29 protein-coding genes are annotated in these 26,895 nt (G+C 60.8%); 12 read left to right on the top strand and 17 right to left on the bottom strand.

Annotation, left to right across the window (positions count from 1 at the left end; genetic code table 11):
* Positions 1–19 precede the first annotated feature (19 nt).
* From cobM to BMY55_RS02475, 8 genes are all read right to left on the bottom strand, one after another.
* Positions 20–811 carry a precorrin-4 C(11)-methyltransferase gene (cobM, locus tag BMY55_RS02510; RefSeq protein WP_091428026.1) on the bottom strand — a complete coding sequence of 264 codons (792 nt, stop codon included), beginning with the start codon at positions 809–811 and terminating at the stop codon, positions 20–22.
* Positions 808–2,607 carry a precorrin-3B C(17)-methyltransferase gene (gene cobJ, locus BMY55_RS02505; protein ID WP_091428024.1) on the bottom strand — a complete coding sequence of 600 codons (1,800 nt, stop codon included), beginning with the start codon at positions 2,605–2,607 and terminating at the stop codon, positions 808–810. Before cobJ ends, cobM begins: the two co-directional genes overlap by 4 nt.
* The gene (gene cobI, locus BMY55_RS02500; RefSeq protein WP_091428022.1) at positions 2,598–3,299 is read right to left on the bottom strand and encodes a precorrin-2 C(20)-methyltransferase; all 702 of its coding nucleotides are present in this window, start codon (positions 3,297–3,299) and stop codon (positions 2,598–2,600) included. The genes cobJ and cobI overlap by 10 nt, the downstream gene beginning before the upstream one ends.
* The gene (gene cbiE, locus BMY55_RS02495) at positions 3,296–4,495 is read right to left on the bottom strand and encodes a precorrin-6y C5,15-methyltransferase (decarboxylating) subunit CbiE (RefSeq protein ID WP_091428020.1); all 1,200 of its coding nucleotides are present in this window, start codon (positions 4,493–4,495) and stop codon (positions 3,296–3,298) included. The genes cobI and cbiE overlap by 4 nt, the downstream gene beginning before the upstream one ends.
* Positions 4,492–5,184, bottom strand: coding sequence for a precorrin-8X methylmutase (locus BMY55_RS02490; protein WP_091428018.1), 693 nt, complete (start codon positions 5,182–5,184; stop codon positions 4,492–4,494). Before BMY55_RS02490 ends, cbiE begins: the two co-directional genes overlap by 4 nt.
* The gene (locus BMY55_RS02485) at positions 5,181–6,413 is read right to left on the bottom strand and encodes a sirohydrochlorin chelatase (protein ID WP_091428016.1); all 1,233 of its coding nucleotides are present in this window, start codon (positions 6,411–6,413) and stop codon (positions 5,181–5,183) included. Before BMY55_RS02485 ends, BMY55_RS02490 begins: the two co-directional genes overlap by 4 nt.
* A gap of 3 nt (positions 6,414–6,416) precedes the next feature.
* On the bottom strand, positions 6,417–6,656 hold the full coding sequence (locus BMY55_RS02480) for a DUF6732 family protein (protein ID WP_091428013.1): 240 nt from the start codon (positions 6,654–6,656) through the stop codon (positions 6,417–6,419).
* A 234-nt stretch (positions 6,657–6,890) separates the two neighbouring features.
* Positions 6,891–7,718 carry a protein-disulfide reductase DsbD domain-containing protein gene (locus BMY55_RS02475; protein ID WP_091431944.1) on the bottom strand — a complete coding sequence of 276 codons (828 nt, stop codon included), beginning with the start codon at positions 7,716–7,718 and terminating at the stop codon, positions 6,891–6,893.
* Positions 7,719–7,833: 115 nt separating this feature from the next.
* Here BMY55_RS02475 and BMY55_RS02470 point away from each other — a divergent pair, with 115 nt between their 5' ends.
* Positions 7,834–8,412, top strand: a complete 579-nt coding sequence (locus BMY55_RS02470) for a YqgE/AlgH family protein (protein ID WP_245744629.1) — start codon at positions 7,834–7,836, stop codon at positions 8,410–8,412.
* Positions 8,413–8,452: 40 nt separating this feature from the next.
* On the opposite strand, the gene BMY55_RS02465 is transcribed toward BMY55_RS02470, so the two are convergent.
* Positions 8,453–9,409, bottom strand: coding sequence for an L-threonylcarbamoyladenylate synthase (locus tag BMY55_RS02465; protein ID WP_091428011.1), 957 nt, complete (start codon positions 9,407–9,409; stop codon positions 8,453–8,455).
* A gap of 105 nt (positions 9,410–9,514) precedes the next feature.
* Between BMY55_RS02465 and BMY55_RS02460 the strand changes: the two genes are divergently transcribed.
* Together BMY55_RS02460 and BMY55_RS02455 are read left to right on the top strand one after the other, a co-directional pair.
* Positions 9,515–11,236: an acyl-CoA dehydrogenase gene (locus BMY55_RS02460; RefSeq protein WP_091428009.1), complete on the top strand. Its 1,722-nt coding sequence runs from the start codon at positions 9,515–9,517 to the stop codon at positions 11,234–11,236.
* The gene (locus tag BMY55_RS02455; RefSeq protein ID WP_245744628.1) at positions 11,233–12,276 is read left to right on the top strand and encodes an MBL fold metallo-hydrolase; all 1,044 of its coding nucleotides are present in this window, start codon (positions 11,233–11,235) and stop codon (positions 12,274–12,276) included. The genes BMY55_RS02460 and BMY55_RS02455 overlap by 4 nt, the downstream gene beginning before the upstream one ends.
* Here the strand turns inward: BMY55_RS02455 and BMY55_RS02450 are convergent.
* Positions 12,273–13,223 carry an NAD(P)-dependent oxidoreductase gene (locus BMY55_RS02450; RefSeq protein ID WP_091428006.1) on the bottom strand — a complete coding sequence of 317 codons (951 nt, stop codon included), beginning with the start codon at positions 13,221–13,223 and terminating at the stop codon, positions 12,273–12,275. The genes BMY55_RS02455 and BMY55_RS02450 overlap by 4 nt on opposite strands.
* Before the next feature lie 152 nt (positions 13,224–13,375).
* Here BMY55_RS02450 and BMY55_RS02445 point away from each other — a divergent pair, with 152 nt between their 5' ends.
* The 3 genes from BMY55_RS02445 (at position 13,376) to BMY55_RS02435 (ending at position 14,683) form a co-directional block, all read left to right on the top strand.
* Positions 13,376–13,837, top strand: coding sequence for a DUF6173 family protein (locus BMY55_RS02445; protein ID WP_407638991.1), 462 nt, complete (start codon positions 13,376–13,378; stop codon positions 13,835–13,837).
* 80 nt (positions 13,838–13,917) lie between these two features.
* Complete coding sequence (locus tag BMY55_RS02440) at positions 13,918–14,052, top strand: aa3-type cytochrome c oxidase subunit IV (RefSeq protein WP_091428004.1); 135 nt, start codon at positions 13,918–13,920, stop codon at positions 14,050–14,052.
* A gap of 34 nt (positions 14,053–14,086) precedes the next feature.
* Positions 14,087–14,683, top strand: coding sequence for a hypothetical protein (locus BMY55_RS02435; protein ID WP_091428001.1), 597 nt, complete (start codon positions 14,087–14,089; stop codon positions 14,681–14,683).
* A 9-nt stretch (positions 14,684–14,692) separates the two neighbouring features.
* Here BMY55_RS02435 and BMY55_RS02430 read toward each other — a convergent pair whose 3' ends face one another.
* Both BMY55_RS02430 and BMY55_RS02425 read right to left on the bottom strand, forming a co-directional pair.
* Positions 14,693–15,004: an AzlD domain-containing protein gene (locus tag BMY55_RS02430; RefSeq protein ID WP_245744627.1), complete on the bottom strand. Its 312-nt coding sequence runs from the start codon at positions 15,002–15,004 to the stop codon at positions 14,693–14,695.
* Between the two features lie 14 nt (positions 15,005–15,018).
* Entirely contained in the window at positions 15,019–15,732 is a 714-nt protein-coding gene (locus BMY55_RS02425) for an AzlC family ABC transporter permease (RefSeq protein WP_091427998.1), read from the bottom strand.
* A 47-nt stretch (positions 15,733–15,779) separates the two neighbouring features.
* Here BMY55_RS02425 and BMY55_RS02420 point away from each other — a divergent pair, with 47 nt between their 5' ends.
* From BMY55_RS02420 to BMY55_RS02410, 3 genes are read left to right on the top strand one after another with little or no spacing between them, the layout of a single operon-like run.
* Complete coding sequence (locus tag BMY55_RS02420) at positions 15,780–16,670, top strand: formate dehydrogenase accessory sulfurtransferase FdhD (protein WP_091427996.1); 891 nt, start codon at positions 15,780–15,782, stop codon at positions 16,668–16,670.
* The gene (mobA, locus tag BMY55_RS02415) at positions 16,667–17,287 is read left to right on the top strand and encodes a molybdenum cofactor guanylyltransferase MobA (RefSeq protein ID WP_091427993.1); all 621 of its coding nucleotides are present in this window, start codon (positions 16,667–16,669) and stop codon (positions 17,285–17,287) included. Before BMY55_RS02420 ends, mobA begins: the two co-directional genes overlap by 4 nt.
* Complete coding sequence (locus BMY55_RS02410; RefSeq protein ID WP_091427990.1) at positions 17,284–19,044, top strand: bifunctional molybdopterin-guanine dinucleotide biosynthesis adaptor protein MobB/molybdopterin molybdotransferase MoeA; 1,761 nt, start codon at positions 17,284–17,286, stop codon at positions 19,042–19,044. The genes mobA and BMY55_RS02410 overlap by 4 nt, the downstream gene beginning before the upstream one ends.
* Positions 19,045–19,144: 100 nt before the next feature.
* On the opposite strand, the gene BMY55_RS02405 is transcribed toward BMY55_RS02410, so the two are convergent.
* The 5 genes from BMY55_RS02405 to BMY55_RS02385 are packed head-to-tail and all read right to left on the bottom strand — an operon-like array spanning position 19,145 to position 23,717.
* Positions 19,145–19,447 carry a DUF4387 family protein gene (locus BMY55_RS02405; RefSeq protein ID WP_091427988.1) on the bottom strand — a complete coding sequence of 101 codons (303 nt, stop codon included), beginning with the start codon at positions 19,445–19,447 and terminating at the stop codon, positions 19,145–19,147.
* Positions 19,444–20,793, bottom strand: coding sequence for an acyclic terpene utilization AtuA family protein (locus BMY55_RS02400; protein ID WP_091427985.1), 1,350 nt, complete (start codon positions 20,791–20,793; stop codon positions 19,444–19,446). Before BMY55_RS02400 ends, BMY55_RS02405 begins: the two co-directional genes overlap by 4 nt.
* Positions 20,793–22,298, bottom strand: coding sequence for a tripartite tricarboxylate transporter permease (locus BMY55_RS02395; RefSeq protein ID WP_091427983.1), 1,506 nt, complete (start codon positions 22,296–22,298; stop codon positions 20,793–20,795). Before BMY55_RS02395 ends, BMY55_RS02400 begins: the two co-directional genes overlap by 1 nt.
* A gap of 10 nt (positions 22,299–22,308) precedes the next feature.
* Positions 22,309–22,749 (bottom strand): tripartite tricarboxylate transporter TctB family protein, encoded by a 441-nt coding sequence (locus BMY55_RS02390; RefSeq protein ID WP_091427980.1) that lies wholly within the window; start codon positions 22,747–22,749, stop codon positions 22,309–22,311.
* Entirely contained in the window at positions 22,749–23,717 is a 969-nt protein-coding gene (locus BMY55_RS02385; RefSeq protein ID WP_091427978.1) for a Bug family tripartite tricarboxylate transporter substrate binding protein, read from the bottom strand. Before BMY55_RS02385 ends, BMY55_RS02390 begins: the two co-directional genes overlap by 1 nt.
* A 101-nt stretch (positions 23,718–23,818) precedes the next feature.
* Here BMY55_RS02385 and BMY55_RS02380 point away from each other — a divergent pair, with 101 nt between their 5' ends.
* Genes BMY55_RS02380 through BMY55_RS02370 form a run of 3 tightly spaced genes read left to right on the top strand, consistent with a single transcriptional unit; the run spans position 23,819 to position 26,873 of the window.
* A complete protein-coding gene (locus tag BMY55_RS02380) occupies positions 23,819–24,484 on the top strand; it encodes a response regulator transcription factor (protein WP_091427977.1) in 666 nt (221 codons plus the stop codon).
* A complete protein-coding gene (locus tag BMY55_RS02375; protein WP_091427975.1) occupies positions 24,481–25,854 on the top strand; it encodes a sensor histidine kinase in 1,374 nt (457 codons plus the stop codon). Before BMY55_RS02380 ends, BMY55_RS02375 begins: the two co-directional genes overlap by 4 nt.
* Complete coding sequence (locus BMY55_RS02370) at positions 25,824–26,873, top strand: ABC transporter substrate-binding protein (protein ID WP_091427974.1); 1,050 nt, start codon at positions 25,824–25,826, stop codon at positions 26,871–26,873. The genes BMY55_RS02375 and BMY55_RS02370 overlap by 31 nt, the downstream gene beginning before the upstream one ends.
* The last annotated feature ends 22 nt before the right edge of the window (positions 26,874–26,895 follow it).

The raw sequence follows: 26,895 nt of genomic DNA, 5'->3' as shown, positions 1-26,895 counted from the left end.
CGCAACTGCCGGGTTTGGATCAGGTGTTGTGATCCTCGACCAGATCGACACCGACCACAGGGCGCAACACATGCGGTCTGGCCGGATCATAAAGCGCCGAATCCTTGAAATCTCGCCCACGATCCAGCGCAGGGCCGACAAGGATCAGCGCGGTGCGGGTGATCTTCTCGGCCCGCACTTTTTTGCGGATATCGGCGACGGTGCCGCGAATGAACATCTCATCCGGCCAGCCGACCCGATAGGCCACGACGACGGGACAATCAGCACCGTAGTAGGGGGTCAGCACCCGCTCGATCTCGCGCATGTTACGGACGGCAAGGTGGATGGCGAGCGTCGCGCCGGTCTTGGCGAAGTTCTCAAGCGTCTCCCCTTCAGGCATCGAGGTGGACTGCATCGACATCCGCGTCAGCACGATGGATTGCGCAATCTCGGGGATGGTCAGTTCCTGCCCCAAGGCCGCAGCGGCAGCCGCATAGGCAGGCACGCCGGGGATGACATGATAGTCGATCCCGTCGGCGTTCAGACGCCGGATCTGTTCGGCAATCGCGCCATACAGCGAGGGATCGCCGGAATGCACCCGCGCCACATCCTGACCGCGCGTGTGGGCCGCCTTGATCTCGGCATGTGTGTCGTCCAGCGTCATCGCCGCCGTGTCCATCACCTTGGCCCCTTCGGGCGCGCAGGCGACGACCTCTGGCGGCACCAGAGAGCCCGCGTAAAGGCAGACCGGGCATTCGCCGATGATGCGCTGCGCTTTCAGGGTCAAAAGTTCGGGATCGCCGGGACCGGCGCCGATGAAATAGACGGTCATGACAGATCTCCATCAATGCGGCGGGCATAGCCGCGCGGCGTGAACATGCGGGGACCTTCGCCCAATTGGGCAAGGCGCGAGTTTGACGATCCAACCAGAACCACGGTCAGCATATCAACCTCGTCCACCTCAAGCTCGGACAGCTTGCGATAGCGGATATGTTCCGTGGGGCGACCCAGATTGGATGCCAGCATCACCGGCGTATCTGCCGGGCGGTGCTTCAACAGAATATCGCGCGCCTCGGCCAGCAGGGTGCGGCGTTTCTTCGATACGGGGTTGTAGAAGGCGATGACGAAATCGCTTTCGGCAGCGGCATGCAAACGCTTCACGATGTCTTCGCGGTGTGTCAGAAGATCGGACAGCGATATGGCGCAGAAATCGTGACCAAGTGGCGCACCGGCACGCGCGGCAGCGCCTTGCAACGCGGACACACCGGGGGTGGACACAACTTCAACCCGGCGCGCGGCGGCGCTGACGCCTTTTTCTTCGGGGCCGCGATCCAACAATTCGTAGACCAAGGCCCCCATCGCATAGATGCCAGCATCACCCGAACAGACCAGCGCGACGTTCTTGCCCTTGCCCGCCTGTTCCAACGCATAGCGGCAGCGATCTTCTTCGCCGCCCAGCGGGAAGTCAGACCGGGTTTTACCTGCGGCCAGCGGGCCGATCAGGTCGATATAGAGACCGTAGCCCACAAGCTCCTCGGCCTCTTGCAACAAGCGGCTGGCCTCGGGCGTGCGCCATGTGTGCTGACCGGGGCCGATCGAGACGATGGACAGCTTGCCGCGCGACCGACCGCGCATTTCGGTGATCGGCGCAAGCGTTCGCGCAATGGCGCAGGTGGTGTTGGCGGTTTTCACCTTGGGCACGACAAGTTCGGCATCCGGGCCTGCGGCGGCCAGCGCGGCGCCTTCTGACACGCCGTGGCAGCCGACCTCGGCAAACACCACGTCGGACGGGTTGTCGAGACGTGGGGTTTCGGCTTCCAGTTCTGCGGCGGTGAAGACGCGGAAGGGCACCCCCAGACGCGCGGCCAGAACGTTCATCGCAGGCTCGTCCGCCTTCAGGTCCAGCGAGGTCACGCAGGCAATCGCGCCCGGCGCGATATTGGCCGCGTCAAGCTGTGCGGAGACGTTCTGCCAAAGCTCGTCCGGGTCCGCCCCCCGCGCGCAGCCCACGCCCAGCGCAAAGCGTTGCGGGTGATAGGCCAGACGGGTCGGGCCGGTCTGAACCGGTGCTTCGGTCACGATCAGTTCGACCGCGCCGCCGGTGTCTTCAATGTCGAAAATGTTTTCTCCCACGATGGACACGCCCCGGCCTGAAAGCAGTTCCGCCATCGCCTCTTTCGCGTCTTCGGGGTTGGCAAGGCGATAGCCCAAAGGCGGTTCGTCCAGCGCAACACCCAACGACACATCGCCCGCGGTGGTGACGGCAGCGGTCGCTCCGATGTCTTCCGCGATGCGGCTGGCCAAACGGTTCGCCCCGCGATGCCCGCCCAGAAGCGGCACCACGACCGACCCATCATCGGCCACGGACACAACCGGCGGTTCGGTCGTTTTGTCGGCCAGAAGGGGGGCAACGGCGCGGATCAATATCCCGGCAGCACAGACACCCACGATGGGTGTGCCTGCGGCAAACAACATCCGCACGTGATCCAGCGCGTTGGGGAAAAACGCATCCGCCTTTTTGACACGACCCTCACGTCCATGCACCTGAGCGCCCAATATGTTTGCAACGCGATGAGCCAGGTTTTCACCCGACCTGTTCAGGCAAATTACAACAGGCATCACAGCCATGGATCATTTCCTTTCGCAAGAAGGATCATCGAGAAATAGGGGGCCTTTTCGGGGGCGTCCGCCAGCGGAAGCACGACCTCCTCCGGCAGTGAAGCACGCTCGATATAGGTGGCTTTGTCAACTAGACCCAGCGCTTCGATCACGCCGCGAATCTTGGGCAGGTGGCGGCCAACTTTCATGATGGCAACGCTTTCGGCCCCTTCGATACGGGCGCGCAACTCGTCTTCTGGAAGCGGGCCGGGCAAGACGGTCAACCGCTCGTTCCGCGCCACCAAGGGGCTGCGGGCGCGGGCCGCACAGGCAGTGACGGATGTGACACCCGGGACGATTTCAGTCTGGAACCGATCTGCCAACCGCGCAAACAGATACATGAACGAGCCATAAAAGAACGGGTCCCCTTCACACAGAACAACCACGTCGTCCCCAGCGTCAAGCCGTGCGGCGATCTTGGCCGCACCCGCATCATATGCCTTTTGCGCAGGGGCGCGCTCGACGGTCATCGGAATGTCCATCGCGATTTCATCCGCGTCCTTGGCGATCAGATGCGCAGCAATAGAGCGGGCAAAACTGGCACCGCCTTCCAGCGTCGGGAAGGCGACCACTTTGGCAGCCCCGATCAGCCGCGCAGCCCTAAGGGTCATCAAGTCGGGATCGCCCGGCCCAAGACCCACACCATAAAGTGTTCCGCTCATCTTTTGATCAGGCTCCACTGGGTGACGGGGCGCAAGGGTTTCCAGCCGGAATGCGGACCCAAAGGCTCTGCGCGTTCGACGGACAGCTTCACCAGTTGGCCACCATGTTTTTGATGCAGCGCGGTCAGGCACATCTCGCTTTCGATGGTGACGGTGTTTGCGACCAGTCTCCCCAAGGGTTTCAACTCGGCCCAAGCGGCATCGAAAACCTGTTCCGACAGCCCACCGCCGATGAAAATCGCGTCGGGCGCTTCCAAACCGTCCAGCGCGGCGGGCACTTCGCCTTCGACCAAATCCAGCTTCGGCACACCTAGCGCCAAGGCGTTCGCGGCGGCCATTGCACGGCGGTCGGCGCGCGGTTCGATCCCGATGGCGCGGGCATAGCGTGCGCCGCGCATCCATTCGATGGCGATCGAGCCGCAGCCAGTGCCGATGTCCCACAAAAGCGCGCCACGCATCGGCATCAGCTTGGCAAGTGTGATCGCCCTCACCTCTTGCTTGGTCATGGTGCCGTCGCTCTGGAACAGCTTGTCCGCCAGCCCCGGCACACGCGGCAGCAAGGCCGCATCGGGGGCGGCGACGCATTCGACGGCGAGCGTGTTGAACTCCGGCACCTCGTGGTTCCAGCTTTCTGCCAGACCATCAAAGCGTGCCTCGTCCTTGCCACCCATATGGGCCAGCACGGTCATACGTGACTTGCCGAAGCCGCGTTCGCTCAGAAAGCGCGCGATCTGGCCTGGCGTTTCCGCACCGGTGGTCAGGATCAGAAGCCGGATATCAGGCTGAATGAAGGCGATCATCTGCTCGACCGGGCGGCCATGCACGGTCAGCGTTTCCAGATCGGCCATCGACCAGCCCATGCGCGCGGCGGCCAGTTGGAACGCGCCCACTTGCGGGTGATAAACGATCTGCGCCGGGTCAATGTGACGGCCAATTTTTGCCCCGACCGAATACCAAAGCGGATCACCCGTAGCCAGCACAACCACGCGCTTGCCGGATCGTTGGGTCAGTTCGTCAATCAGACTGTCGAAAGGCGACGGCCAGGCCAAGCGCTCTGCATCACCATCTATCAGGTCGTGGTGGCGGGTGCCGCCGACGATCACTTCAGCAGCGTCAACGACCGCCCGGGTGGCGGGAGTCAGCCCCGCGATGCCATCTTCACCGATGCCGACGATGTGAAGCCACGGGGTCGTCATGTGTTTTCCTCCGGCAATCCGGCGGCCAGCGCGTTGACAGCGGCGGAGGCAATGGCGGACCCGCCGCGCCGCCCGCGCAGGGCGACAAATTCGCAGCCACGCGGGTTGTTGGCCAGTTCCGCCTTGCTTTCCGCAGCCCCCACGAACCCGACCGGGAAGCCGAGGATCACGGCAGGTCTGGGTGCGCCTGAATCGATCAGTTCAAGCAGGTGGAACAGGGCCGTTGGCGCGTTCCCCACGGCGACCACCGCACCATCCAGCCGGTCCAGCCACAGCTCGACCGCGGCGGCGGAGCGCGTGTTGCCGATGGACTTCGCCAGGTCCGGCACAGATGGATCATTCAACGTGACGATCACGTCGTTTTTCGCTGGCAGATAGCGGCGAATGATGCCTGCCCCGACCATCTCGCAATCGCAAAAAACGGGCGCACCGGCCTTAAGGGCGGCGTGACCTGCTTCATAGGCGTTCGCGGAAAAGGCCAGACGATCCGCAACTTCGACCATGCCGCTCGCATGGATTACACGGGTCGCAAGCGCGGCCATGCCACCGGGAAACCGATCCAACCGCGCCTCTTTGCGCAGGGTCGCGAAGGACTGCGAATAGATCGCCGCCGGATCGCGCTCATACCTGAGCGCGGGGCGCGTGGGAGTGGCCCCATTGGGGCCCGACGAGCGGCCGTTTTCGCTCATTTCGAACGGGCTGATTCTGGCCCATGCGGGTGTTTGGCATGGGGGTATTCGGCATGAACGTGATCATGGTGATGATCGTGATGATGGTGGTGGTGGTGGTCGTGATCATGGTCATGACCGTGGTCATGATGATGATCGTGGTGATGGTGATGCCCCATATGCAGACGGCATTCGCCGGTGCAGAACATGTCGCAGAACGAACAATCGGCCACGTTCGACCCCGGTGCGGACGCCCCCTGGCCTTCGACATGGTGATGATGGCTTTCCTGAATGGCGCCAACCTCGGCTTCAAACCCCAGCACCTCGACCCGGTATTTGCACATCACACAGGTGGGCGGCGGCACGTCGGCATAGGCCGGGTGCTTGGCGCGGTCTTCCACCGGAATGGTGCGGTCTTCGCCCTCGTCCAGCGCCAGAACCTGTGTGCGATAGCCGCAGGTGCCGCAGTTGGGCGGCGGGACGGCGCCAAGCTGTTCAGTGATGCGTTCGGCGAAGGTTTCCAACACCTTGGGGTGATCATTCAGATACCCCGCCTTCACGAACTCGATCTCGGGATGGGCGGCGGCGACCTTGTCTGTGAAGCCATAGATCCGGTCGATCAGGATGCCCGAGAACAGGAAATAGGGAAACACAACAACCCGACTGTAGCCCAGTTTCACGACGTGATTCAGGCAAGGTTCGACCAGAGGGAACGTCACGCCGGAATAGCCGACTTCCAACCAACCGAACCCCATGCCTTCCTGCAACAGACGCGCCACTTTGGCGACGTTGCCATTGGCGTCCGGGTCCGATGCCCCACGTCCGATGACGACAAGGCAGGTGTCTTCCAGCGGCACCTCGCCGTGTTCAGCATCGGCCTGATCGACGGCCTGCCGCACACGATCCCCGGCCGCGGCGATCATCTTGGGATCGACACCCAGCTCGCGGCCATAGCTGACCTTGATCCCGTGCTTCCTGGCATAGGTGTTCAGAACGGTCGGAATGTCGTTCTTGGTGTGCATCGCGGCAAATAGCATCCCCGGCACGGCCAGAATGCGGTCGCAACCAGCTTCGCGCAGACGGTCCAGCCCGTCGCGGATCACCGGATTGGCGAACTCCAGATAGCCATAATCGGTCATCCAGTCCTTGGGCAGCAAAGCAGGCAGCTTTTCGGCCAGCACGGCAAACTGATCCACCGCGTCCTGACTGCGCGAGCCATGCCCGCAGATCATCACACCAATCTTCGACATAGGTTATGCCTCCTGCAAATCGTCTTCGCCCGGCTCTTCGCTGGCCTCCTTGCTGGCGGTCTCGGCCTGAGCCCGCGCCCCTTTCGAGCCCTTCAGTGCTGCCCAAAGGCCGATGGCTGCGGCAAGTCCGATCAGGATGACGCCGCCAACATGTCCGTGCCCGGCAATCTCGCCGATATGGCCGGGATCGGCGAAAGCAGGGCCAGCCAAAAGGCCAGGGGCAAGAAGTATCAGTCGGGTCATGCAGACATCCTTTCACGCAGAATTTGGGCGCAAAGAGGCTGTCCCTTGTCATCGACGACGCTGCGTCCGATCCCCTTCGCGGGTCGATCATCGGCAGCCAACCTCTCTGGCCCGATGGGCTTCGTCGTTGATCCGTATAGGCACAGCAAGGGGTGTTCGCAACGGGAAAGGCGGCACGATATGGCACAGGGGCGACCAATCGCCGCGAGATCGTCGGATCATGTGTTGGGGAGGTCAGCTGCCCGTGCAGCCGCGAATGTCCACGCCACGCCCTGCCGCCAGGACAGTCATGCGCAAGTCGGAACGGTTCAGCGCAAAGGGAGTGCCGGAATTGTGCACAAGATCAGCCACCGTGGTCAGCGCCCCACCCTGCCGCATGGTTGCGCGTTCCGACACCCATACCGATGGATTGGCGGTTTCGACCACTACGACCTCGTTCGGGCCAATCTGCGGCATCTCGATCTTCACTGTGACACGCAACCCGCCCTTCGCCGGTTCGACCTTGCAAACAGCGCGCTGCAATCCGGCTTCCTGTGCTGTGTCCGGTCGCTCACGCAGCGCCTGTTTGATCGGTGCCGCCAACCCGCTGCCGTGCGCAGGCAATTCGACCGAGATCTTCGCGTCCATCGGCATACACACATCCAGACACACGCCCAGATTGACATTGCCGGTCAGTGAAATGGGTTGTCCGGCGGTCTTGGGGACAAGCGTCATCGGCAGCACCAGTTCATTTGCATAGCCAATGGTTCGAATGCCGCTGATGTCAAACACTTCAGGCACTGGCCAGTGGAACTGCACGGCGGCGAGGTTCTTCGAACCCTGCCAGTTCAGGCGGGGAGGTATCCCGGCCTCGCCCGGCGCGCGCCAATAGGTTTTCCAACCCTCCGCCAGCCGGATGCGAAGCGCCGCCACATGCTGCCCCTGTCCGTTCCGCCAACCCGGCAGAACGTCAATCTTGACCACTTCCTCGGCCGTTGGTGGCAATCCATTCCCTGAAAATCCGGGCGAAACGAAGGCGGCAAGCGCCACAAGGGCGGCCAATATGACTGTTCTGAAGCTCATGATCCGATACATAGGCGTGAAACCGCTATTGTGAAATCACAATTCGGGGAAAGATCGTCACCATTTTACCCCTTTGTGGCTTGCCTTTCCCGACCCACAGCGGTTTGCTGAAAGTATGAGCACAGATGACAACACCTCGATGGACCTGAGTGGCAAACTTCTGATCGCGATGCCGGGCATGGGCGATCCGCGGTTTGAACACTCGGTCGTCTTCATGTGCGCCCATTCGCCAGAGGGTGCGATGGGGCTGATCGTCAACAAACCCGCGCCTGATGTCTCGCTTGGCGATATTCTTGCGCAACTGGACATCGATGCAAGCGCTGCGACCAAAGCGGCAAGCGTCTTTTTTGGCGGTCCGGTCGAAGGCGGGCGGGGGTTTGTGTTGCATTCGGGTGAGTATGACAACGACGCCTCAACCCTGAAAGTGGATGCCGCGTTTTCGATGACCGCGACACGCGATATTCTTGAGGCCATGGCCAAAGGTGAAGGCCCGGAAAACGCGCTGGCCGCGCTTGGATATGCGGGTTGGTCGCCGGGGCAGCTGGAAGCCGAAATACAGCAAAACGCCTGGCTGACCTGCGACGCGGAAGAGGCCATCGTCTTTTCCGATGACAGCGAAGGAAAGTGGAAGGCTGCATTGGCGAAGCTGGGGATCGACCCGCTGCTTCTGTCGGCAGAAGGCGGTCACGCCTAGTCGCACCCTAATCGCACCCTAATCGCACCCTAATCGCACCCTAATCGCGAGGGGCCGCCGCCCGGCGCAGACGATCATTGATCGCTCGCCCCATTCCGTGATCGGGTATCGGAGACACCGCAATCGGGGCATCACCTTCATCATCCAACTGGTGCAGATACCGGAACAGGTTTGCCGCCGCCTCGACCAGATCGCCGGACGGGGACAGGTTCAGAACAGCATCGACATGACCAAACCCCAGCAGGCGTTCACCCGGGCGTGTGGCATCGGCATTCAGGCGCAATGCGGCGTCGGGCGCGTAATGCGACGACAGTTGGCCGGGCGCATTGATGCCTGCGTTGGTCTGACGGGTGGCGATGGGGCCACCTAGCGCTGCCTCGACCGCTTCGACCGGCAGGCCACCGGGGCGCAAAAGAACGGGGGCTGGGTCGAACCCGACAATCGTGCTTTCCAACCCTACCTCACAGGGACCACCGTCCAACACAGCCTCGATCCGGCCCGACAATCCGTCCAGCACATGCTGGGCCGTCGACGGGCTGATCCGCCCCGACGGGTTGGCCGAGGGGGCAGCGACAGGAACACCCGCGACTGTCAGCAATTCCTGTGCAAGTGGATGGGCCGGCACACGCACCGCAACCGTGGGAAGGCCGGCCGAGACAAGGGCAGACAGCGAACCACCAGGTTTCAGCGGCAGGACCAAGGTCAGCGGCCCCGGCCAAAAGGCTTGCGCCAGATCAAGGGCCGCACCATCCAGCACTGCGATGTCGGACACCGCGTCCAGCGAGGGCACGTGCACGATCAGCGGATTAAACTGGGGGCGGCCCTTGGCCTCGAATATCCGCGCAACAGCCAGGTCGTTGGTGGCATCCGCGCCAAGCCCATAAACCGTCTCGGTCGGGAACGACACAAGGGCACCTGCACACAACAACTCTGTTGCCCGCGCGATCCCGGCCTGATCGGCGGTCAGAATTTCCGTTTCCAAACCGTTCGCACTCATGACGCTGCGTTTTCCTTTGCCACTCCACTGACCTTCAGTAAGGAAGAATAAAGGCCCAGTTAATGGCCTATCGCCCAGATGCCAAGAGATTTGCCGAGGACTCCCATGACCTACCGCGCGACAACCGACGATTTTCAGTTCCTGTTCGACCATGTCATCGGCTATGATCAGCTACCAGAAACCGAGTTGTTTGCAGATGCGACAGCTGACGTTGCCATCGCGGTCCTGACCGAGGCCGGCAAGATGTGCGAGGACATTCTGGCCCCCCTGAACCGCAACGGCGACCTCACACCTGCCGCGCTGGAAAACGGTGTTGTGCGCACCTCGCCCGGCTTTTCGGATGGCTACAAGGCAATCGCGGAAGGTGGCTGGATCGGCATGGCGGCCGATCCCGAATATGGCGGCATGGGCTTGCCTTTGACGCTGCAAACCGCCGTGAATGACATGATGTCGGCCAGTTGCCTGTCGCTGCAACTCTGCCCGTTGATGACGCAGGGCCAGATCGAAACGCTGGAGCATCACGCCTCGGACGCGCTGAAAGACCTGTATCTGCCCAAGCTGATTTCCGGCGAATGGGCGGGCACGATGAACCTGACCGAACCGCAGGCCGGGTCCGATGTGGGTGCGCTGTCCACCAAGGCCGAAGACAATGGCGACGGCACCTTTTCGATCACCGGACAGAAAATCTTCATTTCCTGGGGCGACAATGACATCACCGAGAATGTCTGCCACCTTGTTCTGGCACGGCTGCCAGATGGCGCACCGGGCACCAAGGGTATCAGCCTGTTCATGGTCCCGAAACTGATCCCTGACGCCGATGGAAATCCGGGCGAACCAAACAGCCTGCGCGTCGTGAGCCTTGAACACAAGATGGGACTGCATGGCAGCCCCACCGCCGTTATGTCCTTCGAAGGTGCCAAGGGTTGGCTGGTTGGCGAACCGCATAAAGGCATGGCCGCCATGTTCACCATGATGAACAACGCGCGCATGGGCGTGGGGGTGCAGGGCTACGGCGTGGGCGAGCGTGCCTATCAGGAAGCACTGGCCTATGCGATGGAGCGCAAGCAGGGCCGCACCCCGTTGGGCGAGGCGGGCACTGGCACAATCATCGACTTCGCCGATGTGCGCCGGATGCTGACCCAGATGCGCACAGAACTTTTTGCCGCACGGTCGATGGCGATGTCGCTGGCGCTTGCGATTGATATGGCCCGCGCAACGGGTGACGACGACTGGAAGGCGCGCGCGGCCCTGCTGACCCCGATCGTCAAAGCCTACGGCACCGAGGTTGGTATGCTTGTCAGCCATCTTGGCGTTCAGGTGCATGGCGGCATGGGGTTCATCGAAGAAACCGGCGCCGCCCAACATTCCCGCGACGTGCGCGTCACCGCGATTTACGAAGGCACGAATGGCATTCAGGCGATGGACCTTGTCGGCCGCAAGATGATGGACGGGGGCGAAGCTGCCTTCCGCCTGCTGGACGAGATTGAAAGCCAGGCCGAAGCCGCCCGTGCAAACTTCCCCAACATGTCCGAGGCGGTCTGGTCGGCGGCCGAAGACTTGCGCGAAACCATCGAATGGATGGTGGAACAATCGGACATGCAGGATCGCTTTGCCGGTGCGGTCCCGTTCCTGATGGGCTTTGCCCGCGTGCTGGGATCACACTACCACCTGCGCGCCGCGATTGCCGAAGGGGGCAAGGGGCCACGGTCGGAACTCGCGCGCTTTTATATCAACCGTCTTCTGCCGGAACATACCGCACAATTCGTGCAAGCCCGCACCGGGGCGGCGGGGCTTTACACGCTCAGCCCGGAAGATCTGGCATCGTGAACAAACCGGCACCAGGCAATCTGCGCTTCCCTTTCCCTGACATTCCCGGCGAAGGCGAAGCGGTCGAGGTGGCGAAGGGCGTCCTTTGGATGCGCCTGCCGCTGCCGATGGCGCTGGATCATGTCAACGTCTTTGCCTTCGACGACCCCGAAGGATGGACCATTGTCGATACAGGTTTTGACTCGAAGAAAACCCGCCGCATCTGGGAAAGGCTGTTGGCGGGTCCGTTGGGGGGCAAACCCGTTGCGCGGGTGGTTGTCACCCACCACCACCCCGATCACGTCGGGCTGGCCGGTTGGTTTCAACGTGACCACGGGGCAGAACTTGTCACCACACGCACCGCATGGCTGTTCGCGCGCATGTTGCTGCTGGACGAGCAGATGGTGCCGGTGGACGAAACCCTCGCCTATTGGCGCGCGGCTGGTATGGCACCTGACGTATACGAGAAGCGCCTGACCGAACGACCCTTCAATTATGCAGACATCGTGGCTGACATGCCGCTTGGCTTCAAACGGATCAAGGAAGGCAGCCGCGTCCACTTTGGCGCGAGGGATTGGGTTGTGCGCATCGGCAACGGTCACGCGCCCGAACACGCGACGTTCTGGTCGACCGATGGCGCGCTGGTGATCGGCGGCGATCAGCTTCTGGCAACGATCAGCCCAAATCTAGGGGTTTATGCCACCGAACCCGAGGCCGACCCGGTCGGGGAATGGCTGGAAGCCTGCGAACGCCTGTCGCAATACGCGACCCCGGACCAACTTGTCCTGCCGGGCCACAAACTGCCCTTCACCGGCTTGCCGACACGAATGCGCCAGTTGATCACCAACCACCACCACGCGCTGGACCGGCTGGAGGATTTTCTGGCCGACCCCCATGTGGCCGGCGACTGCTTCCCCCCGCTGTTCAAGCGCGAGATTTCGGGGAGTGAATATGGGTTGGCGCTGGTCGAAGCCGTGGGCCACCTGAACCACCTGCTGCATGAAGGACGCGTCACACGCACCCGGCGCGAGGACGGCGCATGGCTGTGGCAAAAAGCCTAGCTGCGCCCGCGCGGCACCACCTCGTATCCCGTTTCTTCCGGCTCGTCGTCCACCATCTCGGCAGGGAAGCCGGGGGCAGTGATGTTCAGTCCTGTCGCCTCTTCCAGCCTGCGGATGATGTCGTCTGACTGCGCACGTTCGCCGTAACGCGCGATGCCGTCATTAAATATCTCGATCATCAAAGGTGAAATTTCGAGCGGCACATTGGCCCGGTCCGCGATGGCCTGAAACAAACCAATATCCTTCTTCACCAGATCCATCGTGAAAGAAATATCGCGCGATCCATTCAGGATCACCTGGCTTTCGGTCTCATGCACAAACGACGTGCCGGACGAGATTTTGATCGCCTCATAGGTCGTCGCAAGGTCAAGCCCGGCGGCTTTCATTGTCACCATCGCTTCGCAGCAGGTCAGCAGGTTGGCAGTTGCCAGATAGTTGGTCATGACCTTCAGAACCGATGCCGACCCAAGCGCACCCGTGTGCAGTACGCGCCGCCCCATCGTGGCCAGAAGGGGCAGCACCCGTTCAAACGTTGCGCGCTCGCAGCCCGCGAAGATCGAGATATTGCCGGTGTCCGCCCGATGGCATCCACCCGACACCGGACAATCGACAGCCTCACCGCCGCAGGCGATCACCGCTGCGCCCAGACGTTTGACCTCGGCCTCGTCGGTGGTGGACATTTCCAGCCAGATTTTTCCCGGCTGCACGTGATCCAGCATTTGGCTGACCACCGCATCCGACGCAGCAGGCGACGGCAGGCAGGTAATGACAATATCGCATTTGCGCATCAGAGCTGCGGGATCGTCTGCCGCATTCGCCCCAAGCGCGACGAAGTTTTCGACAAGGTCTGGATTAAGATCAAGCACGGTCAAATCTTTGCCGTTGCGCAACAAGCTGCCCGCCAGTTTGCCCCCAACATTTCCCAGACCAACGAAGCCAATTTTCACAGTCTTTCCTCCGCGACGACCAGATGCCCCTGATCAAGACCAACTCTTGCACCCAAATGCGAGATAAAAATCTATCACGCGTTCATCACGTGACGCACTTGTGCGCTTGTGCCACAAAGGGTTCAGTGAACTGTAGATCGTTGTGAGGCCAGATGGCGCAGAAAAAGCAGACAAGCCGCTCAAACCCGCCCCGTGCGCATACCGCCAAGTGCAGTCAGGATGGGCCCGTTGTCGTTGATGACAAACCCTTGCCGAAAAAAATTGCAGAAACACCGCTGGAGCAGAAAAGCCCGGCGGAATGGGCCTATGAGCGGTTGATTCTCTATATCAAGAATTTCGAGGAACAATTGGACAATGAACACGAGGTCGCCATGGGCTTTACCGGCGGCGACGCGGGTGTGCTTCGGATCGAAGGGATCGGCTATTTCGACCCCGATGTGCTGACCTTTTATGGGTCGGACGGAGAGGGCATGAAAACCCAGCTGATCCAGCATGTCAGCCAATTGTCGGTGATGCTGCGTGCCTTGCCCAAGCTGGTGGAAAGCGAAGCCCCCAATCGCATCGGGTTTCGGCTGGCAGCCGAACTGGAAGAGGACGACGCACCGACAACCTGACCTGCAATCCAGCCCGTGACAGGTGGTTTCAAATCGGTTATTCGGAGTATCAACGCTTTTTTGTGAACAGGACGACACAGATGGAAGATCACGTACATGGAACGATGGACACCGGCGCACAGGAAAAAACCTTCGAAGGTTTTGTAAAATTCTCGGCCCGTGCGGTGATTGCCTTTTTGGTCATTCTGGCCCTGCTGGCGATATTCAACGCCTGATACAACAGCTCGACTACAAAGGTGGAATACTTCGATGATGCGATTGATCATAGCTGTGTCGCTGTTACTGACCCTGGCGGCATGCGGCGGAGCTGAGAAAGTCTGGGCCAGCGATGAAGACGTGGCGCGTGCGAAATACCGTCATGACGGTCCACCCACAATCACGCTGTTCACCGTGATTTCAAACAAAACCGGAGCAGGCGCACACTCGTCTCTTCTGATCAATGGGTCCGAGCGCCTGATCTTTGATCCGGCCGGCACATGGCGCCATCCAAACCTGCCTGAACGAAACGATGTGCATTACGGCATGACCGACAAAGCCGTCGATTTCTATGTCGATTACCACGCCCGCATCACCTATCACGTTGTCCGGCAAGATATTGTCGTCAGCCCGCAAGTGGCGGAAATGGCCATCCGTGCTGTTGAACGCTATGGTGCGGTGCCGAAAGGACAATGCGCCATCTCGGTAGGTTCGATCCTACGCGACCTGCCTGGATTTGAATCGATCTCGCCTGCTTGGTTTCCCAATAGGGTCATGAAACAGTTTGGTGCCCTGCCGGGTGTAACCGAACGCAAGTTCTATGATGACGATCCGGAAGAAAACGGCGAAATCCTGACGCGCGGCATCTGACCCGCGCGACTATCCCAGCAAATAGAGCAAGCCGTAAAGTGTGGCTGCACCTGACAGGATTGCGGCCAGCACATTGCGGCTGAAATACCCGACGCTGAGCGTCATCAGCGCCGCGCCCAGTCGGGCGGGATCGGTCATCCCGCCGGTCGCAGCAGGCCACAAAACCAGTGGCGCAACCAGCCCCGGCAGCACTGCTACAGGCGTATAGCGCAGGTGGCGCAACAGCCATTCCGGCATCGGACGATCGCCGACTATTCCAAGAAAGCTGAACCGGATCAGAAAACTGCCAACCGCCAACGCGACAATGACAATCCATATCATGGTGTGATCGGTGATCATTGCCGCGCCTTTCTTGCTGTCAGAAGCTCGACCTGTGCCCCGACGATCATTGCACCGATTGCGGCCACAAGAAGACCCGATCCATAGGGCATCCACGCCATCAAAAGCGCCAGAATAATGGATGTCGTCGCGGCGGCCACATGCGCCAAGGTGCGCAAAGCGGGCGCAATCATAGCAAGGAAGGTAATCGGCATCGCGAAATCAAGCGCGAAGGCCGGCGGAACCTGCGCTCCGGCAACCGCGCCCACATAGCTTGAGCCATACCAAAACGGTGCAAGCGGAGCGACCGTACCGAAGTAATAGGCGTATCGTTCTGACACGGTCAGATTGCGTTCCATCTCGAACTTGATCTGTGACAGGGCATAAGGCTGATCCACCATGAAATAAGCAGCTATGGCGCGCCGCCACATGGGTGCCTGCCCCAGATAGGGGGTCAGAGACGCGCTATACATCGCCATCCGAAGGTTCACCGCAAGCGCGGTCAGAATCACGATGATCGTCGGCGCATTCTCAGTCATAAGTTGAATGGCGGTGAACTGCGCGGCCCCAGCGATCACCAGCACTGAGAAGCTCATCACCTCGACTACATTCAACCCGGCTTCGGTAGCCACCACGCCAAACAGCGCGGCGAAAGGAACGAGCACCAGGATAAACGGCAGCGCATCACGCATACCGCGCAGGAAGTGTCTTTTGGGGTTGGACGAATTCATGATCGGACCCTAAGTTGCACACTACGCTTACGGCGTCATGGCAGGAGTTGCAATTGGCCACCAAAGACAATCTTTCCGACTATCTGATCGCGCCCGCCCCCGCCGATCCACGCCTGACACGGGCAGTGGATGGCTTTGACGAAGCAGGCGCGCCCATCCGTGTATCGGTTGTCGAAGAGCGCCCGCTGACAATCTTCCTGAACAAGCGCGAGATTGTCACCGCGATGACCATCGGGGACTATCCTGAATATCTGGCGCTTGGGTTTCTGCGCAACCAGGGCATGCTGTCCGATGCGGATCACATCATCAGTGTGGATTATGATGTAGACATCGAAACGGTCGTTGTCCGCACCGAAATCGAAACGGATTACGAGGATAAGCTGGCACGCAAAACGCGCACCTCAGGCTGTGCAGTCGGCACCGTTTTCGGCGACATGATGGAAGGGCTGGAGGGGTTGACCCTGCCAGCCGCGCCGCTGAAAACCTCGTGGCTGTATGCGCTTGCACAAAAGATCAACCGAACCCCGTCGCTCTACCTTGAAGCCGGCGCCATTCACGGCACCGTCTTGTGCCAGGAGGATCGTCCCCTTGTATATATGGAGGATGTTGGCCGACACAACGCCGTCGACAAGGTGGCAGGTTGGATGCTGTCCGACGGCGTCTCGGGGGCAGACAAAATCCTCTACACCACCGGGCGGCTGACCTCCGAGATGGTGATCAAGACTGCACAGATGGGCATTCCAGCGCTGGTGTCGCGATCCGGCTTCACCGCGTGGGGCGTCGAAATTGCGCGCGAAGTTGGGCTGACCCTGATCGGCCGCATGCGAGGGCAGCGCTTCACCTGCCTGTCTGGCGAGGCGCGTCTGATCCGCGACATTGATCCGGCCCATGTGACCCACGAAGACCGAAAGCATCGTCGCAAAGGGGCTGATGAATGACCAAACCGGTCGGTATCATCCTTGCCGGAGGGCTGGCCACGCGCATGGGCGGTGGTGACAAAGGGTTGCTGCCTCTGGGTGGTGGAACACTTCTGTCACAAGTCATCGACCGATTGGCGCCACAGGTGGAGGCGCTCGCACTGAATGCCAATGGCGACCCAACGCGGTTTGAAAATCTCGGGTTGCCGGTATTGCCTGATAGCATCGACGGGTATGTGGGGCCGTTGGCAGGGGTATTGTCAGGTCTTGATTGGGCGGCTTCACGCGGCGCGACGCAAGTGATCTCGGCAGCTGCGGATACCCCGTTCTTCCCTCGTGATCTTGCTGAACGGCTGACCCAGGCCGCCACCGACGCGCAATCGCCCATCGCCCTTGCCGCCACCAATGACCCGGAACGTGGCCCCATGCGTCAACCGACTTTCGGGCTGTGGGATGTGGCCCTGCGCCAAGATCTGCGCAATGCGTTGCAAGGTGGGTTGCGCAAAGTCGTCCAATGGACCGACAAGCACGGGGCAGCCATGGCCATCTTTGACCCTGCCCCCTTTGACCCATTTTTCAATGTGAACACACCCGAAGACCTTGCTCGCGCACAAAATCTGCTGGAGACCGCCACATGAAAATTTTTGGCGTCACCGGTTGGAAAAACTCTGGCAAGACCGGGCTGATGGAACGGTTGGTGGCCCATTTCGCCGCCAAGGGGTTAAGGGTCTCGACCCTGAAACACACCCATCACGGCGTCGATTTGGAACGCCCCGGCACGGACACCCATCGCCACCGCGAAGCGGGCGCACAAGAGGTGGTGCTGGCCTCATCGTCCCGCGTGTCGATCCTGCACGAACTGCGGGATACGGACGAACCCCGGCTGACTGACCTGATCGCCCGACTGACGCCCTGCGACCTGGTGCTGGTCGAAGGGTTCAAATCCGCCCCGCATCCGAAGATCGAAGCCCACCGTGCCACCACGGGTGAGGCCCTGCTTGCGCCAAAGAACCAAACCATCCGTGCCGTGGCCAGCGATACGCCTCTACCAACCCTCGATCTGCCCGTGTTCGACCTGGACGACACGGGTGCCATCGCCGCGTTCATCGAGGATGCGACCGGCATGACCTCTCGCCACGCACCCAAGCTGGCAAATGACTGCTTCGCCTTGCCCCCCGGCATCAACTGGACGCCCGTTGACGAAGCTCTCGCCACGCTCAGGGATCGCCTGCACCCGGTGACGGCGATCGAACGCATCCCCGTGGCCGCGGCGCGAAAACGCATCCTTGCCACAGATCATATTGCGGTGCGCGCCAACCCGCCCGGTGCGAACGCGGCGGTCGATGGCTACGGCTTCGCTTATGCAGGCCTTCCGGCTGGCGACATGATCCACATGCCCCTTGTCCATGGCCGCGCCGCCGCCGGGGCACCATTCAAAGGCACCGTGCCGATGGGCCACGCCATCCGCATCCTGACAGGTGCCCTGCTGCCCGACGGGATCGACACCGTGGTTATGCAGGAAGATGTGCGGATTGACGGAACGACGCTGAGGTTCCCGGCAGGTGTGAAACCCGGCGCAAATGCCCGGGCCGCAGGCGAGGACGTCGCAGCAGGAAAACTCGCCCTGCCCGCAGGCCACAAGATGCGCGCGCCGGATGTGGCGCTGCTGTCTGCCCTCGGCCTCTCGGACGCAGAGGTCCACACCCACCTGCGCGTCGGCGTCCTGTCCACCGGCGACGAACTGACCGAACCCGGCACGACGCTGGACGTTGGTCGCACCTATGACGCTAATCGCCCCATGCTGATGTCGCTGGCCGAAAACTGGGGCTATCTGCCTGTCGATCTTGGCCATGTCGCCGATGATCGGGACAAGCTGCGCCAAGCCTTTGATGATGCCGCGACAAAAGCAGATGTTATCCTGACCTCCGGCGGCGCATCGGCGGGGGATGAAGACCATGTCTCGGCCCTGCTGGAACAGACCGGATCGCTGCACCATTGGCGCATTGCGATCAAACCGGGTCGCCCGCTGGCGCTGGCCCAATGGAACGGCACACCCGTCTTTGGTCTGCCCGGCAACCCCGTCGCCGCGCTTGTCACCACGCTGATCTTTGCCCGACCGGCTTTCTCGAAACTCGCCGGAGGCCCTTGGCTCACGCCCCAGGTCTTCACCCTGCCCGCCGCCTTCTCGAAATCAAAGAAAGCCGGACGCCGCGAATACCTGCGCGCGCGGATCAATGATACAGACCAGGTTGAAGTGTTCAAATCCGAAGGCTCAGGCCGCATCTCCGGCCTCAGCTGGGCCACCGGACTGGTCGAACTGCCAGACGAGGCACTCGAGATCGCGCCCGGTACACCAGTGCGCTTCCTGCCCTACACGGGCTTCGGCCTGACCTGACCCACTGTTTCTTCTGGCCAGAAATATCCTGGGGTGAATGCGCGCCAGCGCAGAGGGGCAACGCCCCTCACAGGCTCACAACGTGAGCCATCGCGCCAGGTCAGTCGACCTGCACCTCGCCCAACAGCACCGCAAAACTCGCTCCATGCATGTCCCTGTCTGCCCGCGTTCCCTGCACAGCGGGGCGCGGCAGGCTGAACTTCACCACGTTCAACTCCTGCATATCGAACCGTTTCAGCGTTGCGGGATCGGTCTTGAACGTTTCTGCGACCAAATCCGTATCCAGCCCGGCAGAGATGCGCGCAAACGCCTCCTCCGTGCCGCAGAAAACATCCAGGGTCAGCCAAAACGGTCCTGCGTTTTTCGACCGCACCTTGTCCGCGATGTCTTTCAGGGCGGTCATGCGCCGACCTCCTCAATCGTCAATCGAAAAGCCTCCATGGGGTCGTCCAGCGCGAGCACATGATTCAGGCAGAACTCGTAAACTGCACCGCGCGGCATTTCAGGCGGCGAGAACGGGAAGGCGAAAGTCGGCATTTCTTCCTGCTCGGTCAGCGGGTGGTGCAAAAGATAAGGGTTCAGCATCTTCGCCACTTCGCGTGACACTGCCTCGGTCTCGGCGGTGACAATGCCCATGACGCCAAGCTCGCTGCCCGGTGTCGCGCCGGTGTCCAACGCACCAAGCGTGGCGTCAGCGCCGATGATCCGCAGTTCGATATGGAAGTCTCCGCCTACACGCGCCGCTGCCTTGGCGGTGCACTTTGTCCGGATGTCATCCACCCAGGCACGTATGTTGTCCACGTAATGCGCATCACGCACCAACACCAATGACACGGTTTGAAACCCGGCGCGCCGCGCGCCTTCCAGCTTCACGGTGTAGGGTGTTGTTTCAACCCATTCGCTGCCCGTCACCCGCACCCGACGGTCATCAAGTGCCGCATACTGCGCGCCTGTCACATCCAGATACCCGCCAGGTTCATACAACCGATACGGATCGTTGTTTTCATACAGCATATGCGCCGACACGGTGCGAGGTGTCGCGCGGGCATCCCTGCCCATCGGAGTAATGGTGAACCCATCTGCGTCAAACTCGATCAGGATTGTTCCTGTGTTCGGGCTGGTCGTCGCAAGCGCCCCGCATTCGCCAATCTTGGCACCGTGCCAGACACTGCCTGCATGACAGCCCCGCGCAAGCGGCAAAGCCGAGATAATCGCGGTGTCGGTCGTCCGCCCGGCAATCACAATATCCGCACCAGTCTCAAGCGCGGCCTGTATCTGTTCAGCCCCCGCCAGCGCGACAATATTGGTGCAGTCACGCAGAAGGTCCGCCGAGATTTCGGGCGCAGGGGTCAAAGGGGTGATCCGCCCATCCTCAAGCGCCGACGCCATCGCGTCCCCATCCTGCCCACTTTTCAGCACGGCCAGCTTCAAGCTTTCGCCTCGTTCGGCGGCAATCTCGCGGGTGATGTCAACCAGCCAGTCAACCGCATCATCCGCGCCGCATGTGCCAGCCGTTCCAATGATCAGCGGCACACCGGCTTCGACCCGCGCGGCCATCAGATCAGCCCACTCGGCCTTGGTGGATCCACGCGAGTATTTCGACGTGCCGGTGCCAAGGTAATGAGGGCCCGAATCGGTCGAGCCCCCATCAATCGCAATGATGTCCGGTTGCGCCGCAATCCCTCGTGCCAGCGCGTCACGATCATATCCCAGACCCAACGCACCCGAAGGAATAAGCACCTTTACCATCAGTCGGTAATCCTTTGCGGTTTCTTGAGAACATTGCGCAGGAACATCGGGGCCACAAAACCCACAACGGCAATGATCCACAGCGTGATTGAAATGCCGGACGAGAACAGGAAGGTCCAGTCGCCGCTCGACAATACCATGGCGCGTCGCAGCGCGTCCTCCATATGACCGCCCAGCAGGATGCCAAGAATGACCGGAACGGTCGGGACATCAAGCTTGCGCAGCACATAGCCCAGCACCCCAAACGCCACCATCAGAAGCAGGTCGAAATAACTGCCGGACAGGGAATAGATGCCCACGAAGCTGATCATCGTCACACCCGGCAACAAGACCCATGGCGGCACGGACAGGATTTTCACGAAGATCTTCACCATCGGCACGTTCATCAGAAGCAGCACGAAGTTGGCAATCAGAAGCGATGCGATCAGGCCCCAAACGACCTCGGGCCGTTCGGTGAACAACATCGGGCCGGGGGTGATGTTCAGTGTCATCAGAAGCGCCAGCAAAACGGCCGTGGTGCCAGATCCGGGCACACCCAGCGTCAGCATCGGCACCAAAGCGCCACCAGCCGCCGCGTTGTTGCCCGCCTCAGGCGCGGCGACACCTTTCGGCACACCTGTGCCAAAGCCGCCTTTTTCACCCGCGATGGATTTTTCACTCATATAGGCCAGGAAACTGCCCAGCGAGGCCCCAGCCCCCGGAAGCACACCCGCGACAAATCCAACGACCGATGCGCGTAGCATGGTCCAACCAGACTCCATGATGTCTTTGAACGGAATCGTCACCTTTTCAAGCTTCACCCCGATAGAGGTGTTCTTGCCGTGGCTTTCGATGAAGAAGAAGACTTCGGCGATGGCGAACAGGCCAACGATGGCGACAAGGAAGTCGATGCCGTCGAACAGGTGCATATTGCCGCCGGTCAAGCGCGGCAGGCCCGAGTTATTGTCCACCCCGATCATCGCGATGCCCAAGCCGATACAGGACGCAATCGCCGCCTTGGCTTGGTTGTTTGATGCCATGCCGCCCAGCGTGGCAAAGGCCAGCAGGTAAAGCGCGAAATACTCGGCTGGACCAAACAGGAAAGCCACACGCGCCAGAAGCGGTGCCAGAAGCATAAGGCCGATGGTCGCCAGAAACGCGCCGACAAACGACGCAACACCGGACAGAACCAGCGCGTCACCCGCACGACCCGCCTTCGCCATGGGATAACCATCGAGCGTGGTCATCAGCGCCGGTTCGTCACCCGGAATGTTCAGAAGGATCGAGCTGATCCGCCCGCCATACATCGCGCCGTAGTAAACGGACGTCATAAGGACCAGCGCCGATGTGGCATCCAGCCCCATCGTAAAGGTCAGCGGGATCAGGATCGCCACACCGTTGGACGGGCCAAGGCCCGGCAGCGCGCCGATGATTGTGCCGATGAAACAGCCAATCACGGCCAGCATCAGCGTATAAGGAGACAGCGCGATTTCGAATCCGATCGCGAGGTTCGAGAGTAATTCCATGGGGATTTCCTCAGCCGGTCAGCGATTTGGGAAAGGGCACAAGCCCAAGGCCCAGCGCGAATTTGAAGATCAGGAACAAGCCAACGGACAGGCCGATCCCGGCCAGCACGGCGCGCCAGGCGCGCGGCTCGATTTGATAGCTCAGAATGGTGGCCGTGATCGCCGTCGGGATCAGAAACCCAAGTGGTTTCAGCGCATAGGCATAGCCCACCAACACAACAACAGCGAGCGCGAGAGAGCCAAACGTGGCCAGCACTGGCCATTCAGGATCCGGGTCAGGCTTCACAGCGACGATAATCCCGCACAGAGCCGCAACGCTTCCGATCAGGATGGGAAAGGTCTTTGGCCCGACAGGATCCGCCATGAAACTGGTCTGGATCTGTGCGGCGCTGGCAACATATGCCAGCGCCACCAGGGTCACGACCGCTCCGAAGATACGGTCAGAGGCCATTACTGGATCACCCCGATCTCTTTCGACAGAGCGCGGATTTCGGACACCACACCGTCAACGTAAGACTGGAAGTCGTTGCCAACCTTGGTGAACGGCGCCAGACCATTTGCGGCCATGGCTTCTTTCCATTCATCGCTGTCTGCAACTTGTTGCAGCCGCTCAGCCCACATGTTGAAGTCATCGTCGCTGATACCCTTGGGCACATAAAGCCCACGCCAGTTGACGGCGACAACGTCGATGCCTTGCTCTTTCGCGGTGGGAATGTCTTCAAAGCCCGGCACGCGTTCTTCGGTCAGAACCGCAATGGCTCGCACGTCGCCGGATTTCAGGAAGCCGACGATTTCGGACATATCGCCCGACATCGCCTGGGTGAACCCGCCAACGGTTTGGGTGATCGCATCTGCACCACCGTCAACACCGATGTATTTCACGGCCTTCACATCCTCGACACCTGCACGTTGCAGGATCATCAGAGGCTTAAGGTGGTCAAACCCACCAACCGCCGACCCACCAGCGAAAGCAACGCTGCCCGGATTGGCTTTCACATCCTCGACCAGATCATTCAACGTCTGGTAAGGGCTGTCTGCCGCAACAACGATCACGCCGGGATCGGCACCGATGGCACCGACAAAGCGAACCTGATCTGCCGTCATGCCAGCATAAGCGTTTTGCGCCAGACGGGTCGAGGTTGCCGACGACGCCGCGACGATCAGGTCGGCATCTTCGTTGCGTTCGGACACAACATGGTTGAACGCCAAACCGCCACCCGCGCCCGCCATGTTCGTGACCTGAATTGGTTTGTCCACCGCGCCAATGTCATACATGATCTTGCCGATCTGACGGCAGGTGAAGTCCCAGCCACCGCCGGGGTTGGCCGGTGCAATACATTCGGCAGCGGTTGCTGCGGTGGTGGCACCAAGGCCCAATACGGCACTGGTCGCCAGCGCCTTGAAAAGACGTTTTGTCATTAGTTCCTCCCATTTGACAGGGGCGTTACACCCGCCCATGCTCAGACCCAATCGCCTGAACCTGACACCAACCTGTCACGCAGCAGAAAAAAGGGCAACTTATGCGGTTCCTTCTGATCGAGGACAATCCAAAGCTGGCTGGCGTCGTGGTCGAGCGATTGCAACTGGATGGTCACGCCGTGGATCACGCTGGCACTTTGTCCGATGCAACTGACCTGACCGCCGTTGCCGATTACGACTTGATTTTGTTGGATATTATGCTGCCTGACGGCGATGGCCGCGATTTTCTGGAACGCCAAAGGCAGGCCGAAAGACGCACGCCGGTGATCGTTATTACCGCTCGGTCGTCGGTATCTGATCGGGTCGGATTGCTGGACCTCGGGGCGGATGACTACATCGTCAAACCCTTCGACTTTTCCGAGTTGGAAGCCCGCGTGCGCGCCGTTCTCAGGCGTCAGGGCGGCGCGGCGGACAACACGACAACCTTTGAAGAGACAACGCTTGATTCGACCAAAGGCGAATTGCGATTTGACGGCCAGACCGTGTCGCTGCGAAACCGCGAGCTGCGTTTGCTCGAGGTGTTTTTTGCAGCCCCCGGACAGGTCTTCTCTAAAACTCACCTCATTGACCGGCTTTTTTCCTTGTCGGATGAGGCGTCCGAAAATGCAATCGAAGTCTATGTGGGCCGCTTGCGCAAGCGGCTCGAAGGATCGGGCGCAAAGATCGAAACCGTGCGCGGCATGGGCTATCGGATGGTCGCGCGGTGAAGATCATCGGATCAATCCGCAGGCGGCTGTTCATTCAGCTTGCCCTTGTCGCTGCCGTCTTGTCGCTGGCCTTTTTTCTGGTCGTGCGCGGCGTGGCCGAACGGGCCGCCGAAGGCACGCAGGATGACATCCTGTCGGCGTCTGCCACAGCCATTGCCGATAGTTTGCGCAGCGAGGACGGTCACGTCACGCTTGATCTGCCGTATTCGGCCTTGTCCATGCTGGGGTCGATCAACGAAGATCGGGTGTTCTATCGTGTCGTTTCGGAAGGTCAGACACTGACCGGGTATGCCGATCTGCCGCAACCGGAAGTCCCGCCCCGCCTCAGCGCACCAAGCGTCGAGACGCTGCTCTATCGTGGCGACGAGATACGCGCTGTCTCGGTCACGCGCCCGGTTGGCACCGGGGCGAATGCGGCGCAAGTGGTGGTGACGGTGGCGCAAACCCGACAGGGGCTTGCGGCCATTTCCCGGCAAATCACCGCGACGGCGACGGGCATTGGCGTCGGTTTTTTTCTGCTGGCCACCGCGCTCAGCCTGTGGGCTGCCGGCTCGGCGCTGGCACCGATCACACGGATCACAGGATCGGTCACGCGTCGCGGACCGACCGATCTGCGCCCCGTTCAGGCCGATGCGCCTGATGAACTTGTGCCGCTGATCAATGCCCTCAATTCCTTCATGGCGCGGCTCAGGGCGTCGCTGTCGCGCACCGAAGACTTCATCACCGAGGCCGCGCATCGTGTGCGCACCCCGCTTGCAACCGTTCGCGCGCAGGCCGAGATCACTCACCGCAAGCTGAACAAACCCGAACACAAACTGGCGATCCGCGAGATGATCCGCGCCATCGACGAAAGCTCACGTTCGGCCGGGCAGATGCTGGATCATGCGATGGTCACGTTCCGGGCCGACAGCTTGGCGCAAGACGCGCTCGACTTGCAAGGGCTTATGGCTGAAACCTGCGACCGGCTTGGCCCCACCGCCGACCTGAAAGACATCGCGATCCAGCGCGAGCTTGGCACCGAGCCTGTGGCATTCACGGGCGATGGCATCCTGCTGCAAGCCGCGCTTCAAAACATTCTCGACAATGCGATCAAGTATTCGCCGGACGACAGCAACATCACTGCCCGCGTCATTCTTGATCATAATATCACCCTGTCAATCACGGATCAGGGACGAGGCTTTGGTGACACGGATCTGTCTGGCCTGACGACCCGCTATACGCGCGGCGCGAATGTCGGCGACATCGTGGGGTCTGGGCTTGGGCTTACCATCGCGGACGAGGTCGCGAAAGCGCATGGCGGACGGTTGGAAATTTCACCGAATGAAAAGGGGGAAGGCGCATGTGTTTCGCTGGTATTCCCACGCGACTAGTGTCAGCAGTTCTTGGGTTGGCCCTGTCTGCCAGTGTGGCAGCGGGTTTCGAGATCGAGGATCGTCGCCTATACGAAGCGACATCCGAACGGGCAAGGCTTAGCGTCGTCTCGACCGCCGATCTTGATGTGTTCGATCCGATCATCCGCGCCTTTCAAGCCAGCCAACCGGGTGTAACTGTCGACTATGTCGTAACAGGCACAACCGACTTGATGAAGGCGTTGTATGACGAGGGGGCGGCCTTCGACCTTGCCATATCCTCGGCAATGGATTTGCAGACCAAGTTGGCAAATGACGGCTTTGCACTGAACCACACCCCAACCACCTCGACCGCCCTGCCCGCTTGGGCCAGTTGGCGTGATCAGTTGTTTGCTTTCACGCAGGAGCCAGCGGTGGTCGTGGTCTCGGATCAATTTTTCCCACCCGGCGAAGCACTGCAAAACCGGGATGAACTGATTGCCCTTCTGCGCGCCAACCCGGAACGGTTTCAGGGCAAAATCGGCACCTATGACGTGCGCCGTTCCGGCTTTGGCTATCTGATGGCGACGCAGGACAGCCGAAACTCTGATGCGTTCTGGCGGCTGATGGAGGTGATGGGGCGTCTGGATGCCAAGCTTTATTGCTGCTCGGGCGACATGATCCGTGACGTGGCATCTGGCAAGCTGGCCTTGGCCTATAACGTGCTGGGCAGCTATGCGGCAAGCCAGCAAAAGAATACAGGTGGCTATCAGATCATCGAGATGAGCGACTATGTAAATATCATGTCGCGCACCGTCCTGATCCCGCGCACAGCGAAGAACGTCGACGACGCCCGCGCGATGCTGGATTTTCTGCTGAGCCTGAAATCCCGCAAGGATTTGGTGGATGCCACCGGCTTGCCCGCCATTGATCCGTCCGCCCTGCGCGCGAACCCGTCGCTCAGACCCATTCGGTATGGACCCGGCCTATTGGTCTTTCTTGACAGTCTGAAGCGGCAGAGCTTTCTCAGAAACTGGGAAAATTCTTTGCTGCAAAATTAGAAAAGGCGGGGATAAACCCCCG

The organism is Aliiroseovarius sediminilitoris, from assembly GCF_900109955.1.
GTDB classification, from domain to species: domain Bacteria; phylum Pseudomonadota; class Alphaproteobacteria; order Rhodobacterales; family Rhodobacteraceae; genus Aliiroseovarius; species Aliiroseovarius sediminilitoris.
Note: the sequence above shows the minus strand (reverse complement) of the source record. Positions and strands in the feature narration are given on the sequence as shown.

Excerpts from the sequence above, each read along its gene's own strand:
- cobM (WP_091428026.1), bottom strand. The coding sequence starts at position 811 with ATGACCGTCTATTTCATCGGCGCCGGTCCCGGCGATCCCGAACTTTTG.
- cobJ (WP_091428024.1), bottom strand. The coding sequence starts at position 2,607 with ATGGCTGTGATGCCTGTTGTAATTTGCCTGAACAGGTCGGGTGAAAAC.
- cobI (WP_091428022.1), bottom strand. The coding sequence starts at position 3,299 with ATGAGCGGAACACTTTATGGTGTGGGTCTTGGGCCGGGCGATCCCGAC.
- cbiE (WP_091428020.1), bottom strand. The coding sequence starts at position 4,495 with ATGACGACCCCGTGGCTTCACATCGTCGGCATCGGTGAAGATGGCATC.
- BMY55_RS02490 (WP_091428018.1), bottom strand. The coding sequence starts at position 5,184 with ATGAGCGAAAACGGCCGCTCGTCGGGCCCCAATGGGGCCACTCCCACG.
- BMY55_RS02485 (WP_091428016.1), bottom strand. The coding sequence starts at position 6,413 with ATGTCGAAGATTGGTGTGATGATCTGCGGGCATGGCTCGCGCAGTCAG.
- BMY55_RS02480 (WP_091428013.1), bottom strand. The coding sequence starts at position 6,656 with ATGACCCGACTGATACTTCTTGCCCCTGGCCTTTTGGCTGGCCCTGCT.
- BMY55_RS02475 (WP_091431944.1), bottom strand. The coding sequence starts at position 7,718 with ATGAGCTTCAGAACAGTCATATTGGCCGCCCTTGTGGCGCTTGCCGCC.
- BMY55_RS02470 (WP_245744629.1), top strand. The coding sequence starts at position 7,834 with ATGAGCACAGATGACAACACCTCGATGGACCTGAGTGGCAAACTTCTG.
- BMY55_RS02465 (WP_091428011.1), bottom strand. The coding sequence starts at position 9,409 with ATGAGTGCGAACGGTTTGGAAACGGAAATTCTGACCGCCGATCAGGCC.
- BMY55_RS02460 (WP_091428009.1), top strand. The coding sequence starts at position 9,515 with ATGACCTACCGCGCGACAACCGACGATTTTCAGTTCCTGTTCGACCAT.
- BMY55_RS02445 (WP_407638991.1), top strand. The coding sequence starts at position 13,376 with ATGGCGCAGAAAAAGCAGACAAGCCGCTCAAACCCGCCCCGTGCGCAT.
- BMY55_RS02440 (WP_091428004.1), top strand. The coding sequence starts at position 13,918 with ATGGAAGATCACGTACATGGAACGATGGACACCGGCGCACAGGAAAAA.
- BMY55_RS02435 (WP_091428001.1), top strand. The coding sequence starts at position 14,087 with ATGATGCGATTGATCATAGCTGTGTCGCTGTTACTGACCCTGGCGGCA.
- BMY55_RS02430 (WP_245744627.1), bottom strand. The coding sequence starts at position 15,004 with ATGATATGGATTGTCATTGTCGCGTTGGCGGTTGGCAGTTTTCTGATC.
- BMY55_RS02425 (WP_091427998.1), bottom strand. The coding sequence starts at position 15,732 with ATGAATTCGTCCAACCCCAAAAGACACTTCCTGCGCGGTATGCGTGAT.
- mobA (WP_091427993.1), top strand. The coding sequence starts at position 16,667 with ATGACCAAACCGGTCGGTATCATCCTTGCCGGAGGGCTGGCCACGCGC.
- BMY55_RS02410 (WP_091427990.1), top strand. The coding sequence starts at position 17,284 with ATGAAAATTTTTGGCGTCACCGGTTGGAAAAACTCTGGCAAGACCGGG.
- BMY55_RS02405 (WP_091427988.1), bottom strand. The coding sequence starts at position 19,447 with ATGACCGCCCTGAAAGACATCGCGGACAAGGTGCGGTCGAAAAACGCA.
- BMY55_RS02400 (WP_091427985.1), bottom strand. The coding sequence starts at position 20,793 with ATGGTAAAGGTGCTTATTCCTTCGGGTGCGTTGGGTCTGGGATATGAT.
- BMY55_RS02395 (WP_091427983.1), bottom strand. The coding sequence starts at position 22,298 with ATGGAATTACTCTCGAACCTCGCGATCGGATTCGAAATCGCGCTGTCT.
- BMY55_RS02390 (WP_091427980.1), bottom strand. The coding sequence starts at position 22,749 with ATGGCCTCTGACCGTATCTTCGGAGCGGTCGTGACCCTGGTGGCGCTG.
- BMY55_RS02385 (WP_091427978.1), bottom strand. The coding sequence starts at position 23,717 with ATGACAAAACGTCTTTTCAAGGCGCTGGCGACCAGTGCCGTATTGGGC.
- BMY55_RS02380 (WP_091427977.1), top strand. The coding sequence starts at position 23,819 with ATGCGGTTCCTTCTGATCGAGGACAATCCAAAGCTGGCTGGCGTCGTG.
- BMY55_RS02370 (WP_091427974.1), top strand. The coding sequence starts at position 25,824 with ATGTGTTTCGCTGGTATTCCCACGCGACTAGTGTCAGCAGTTCTTGGG.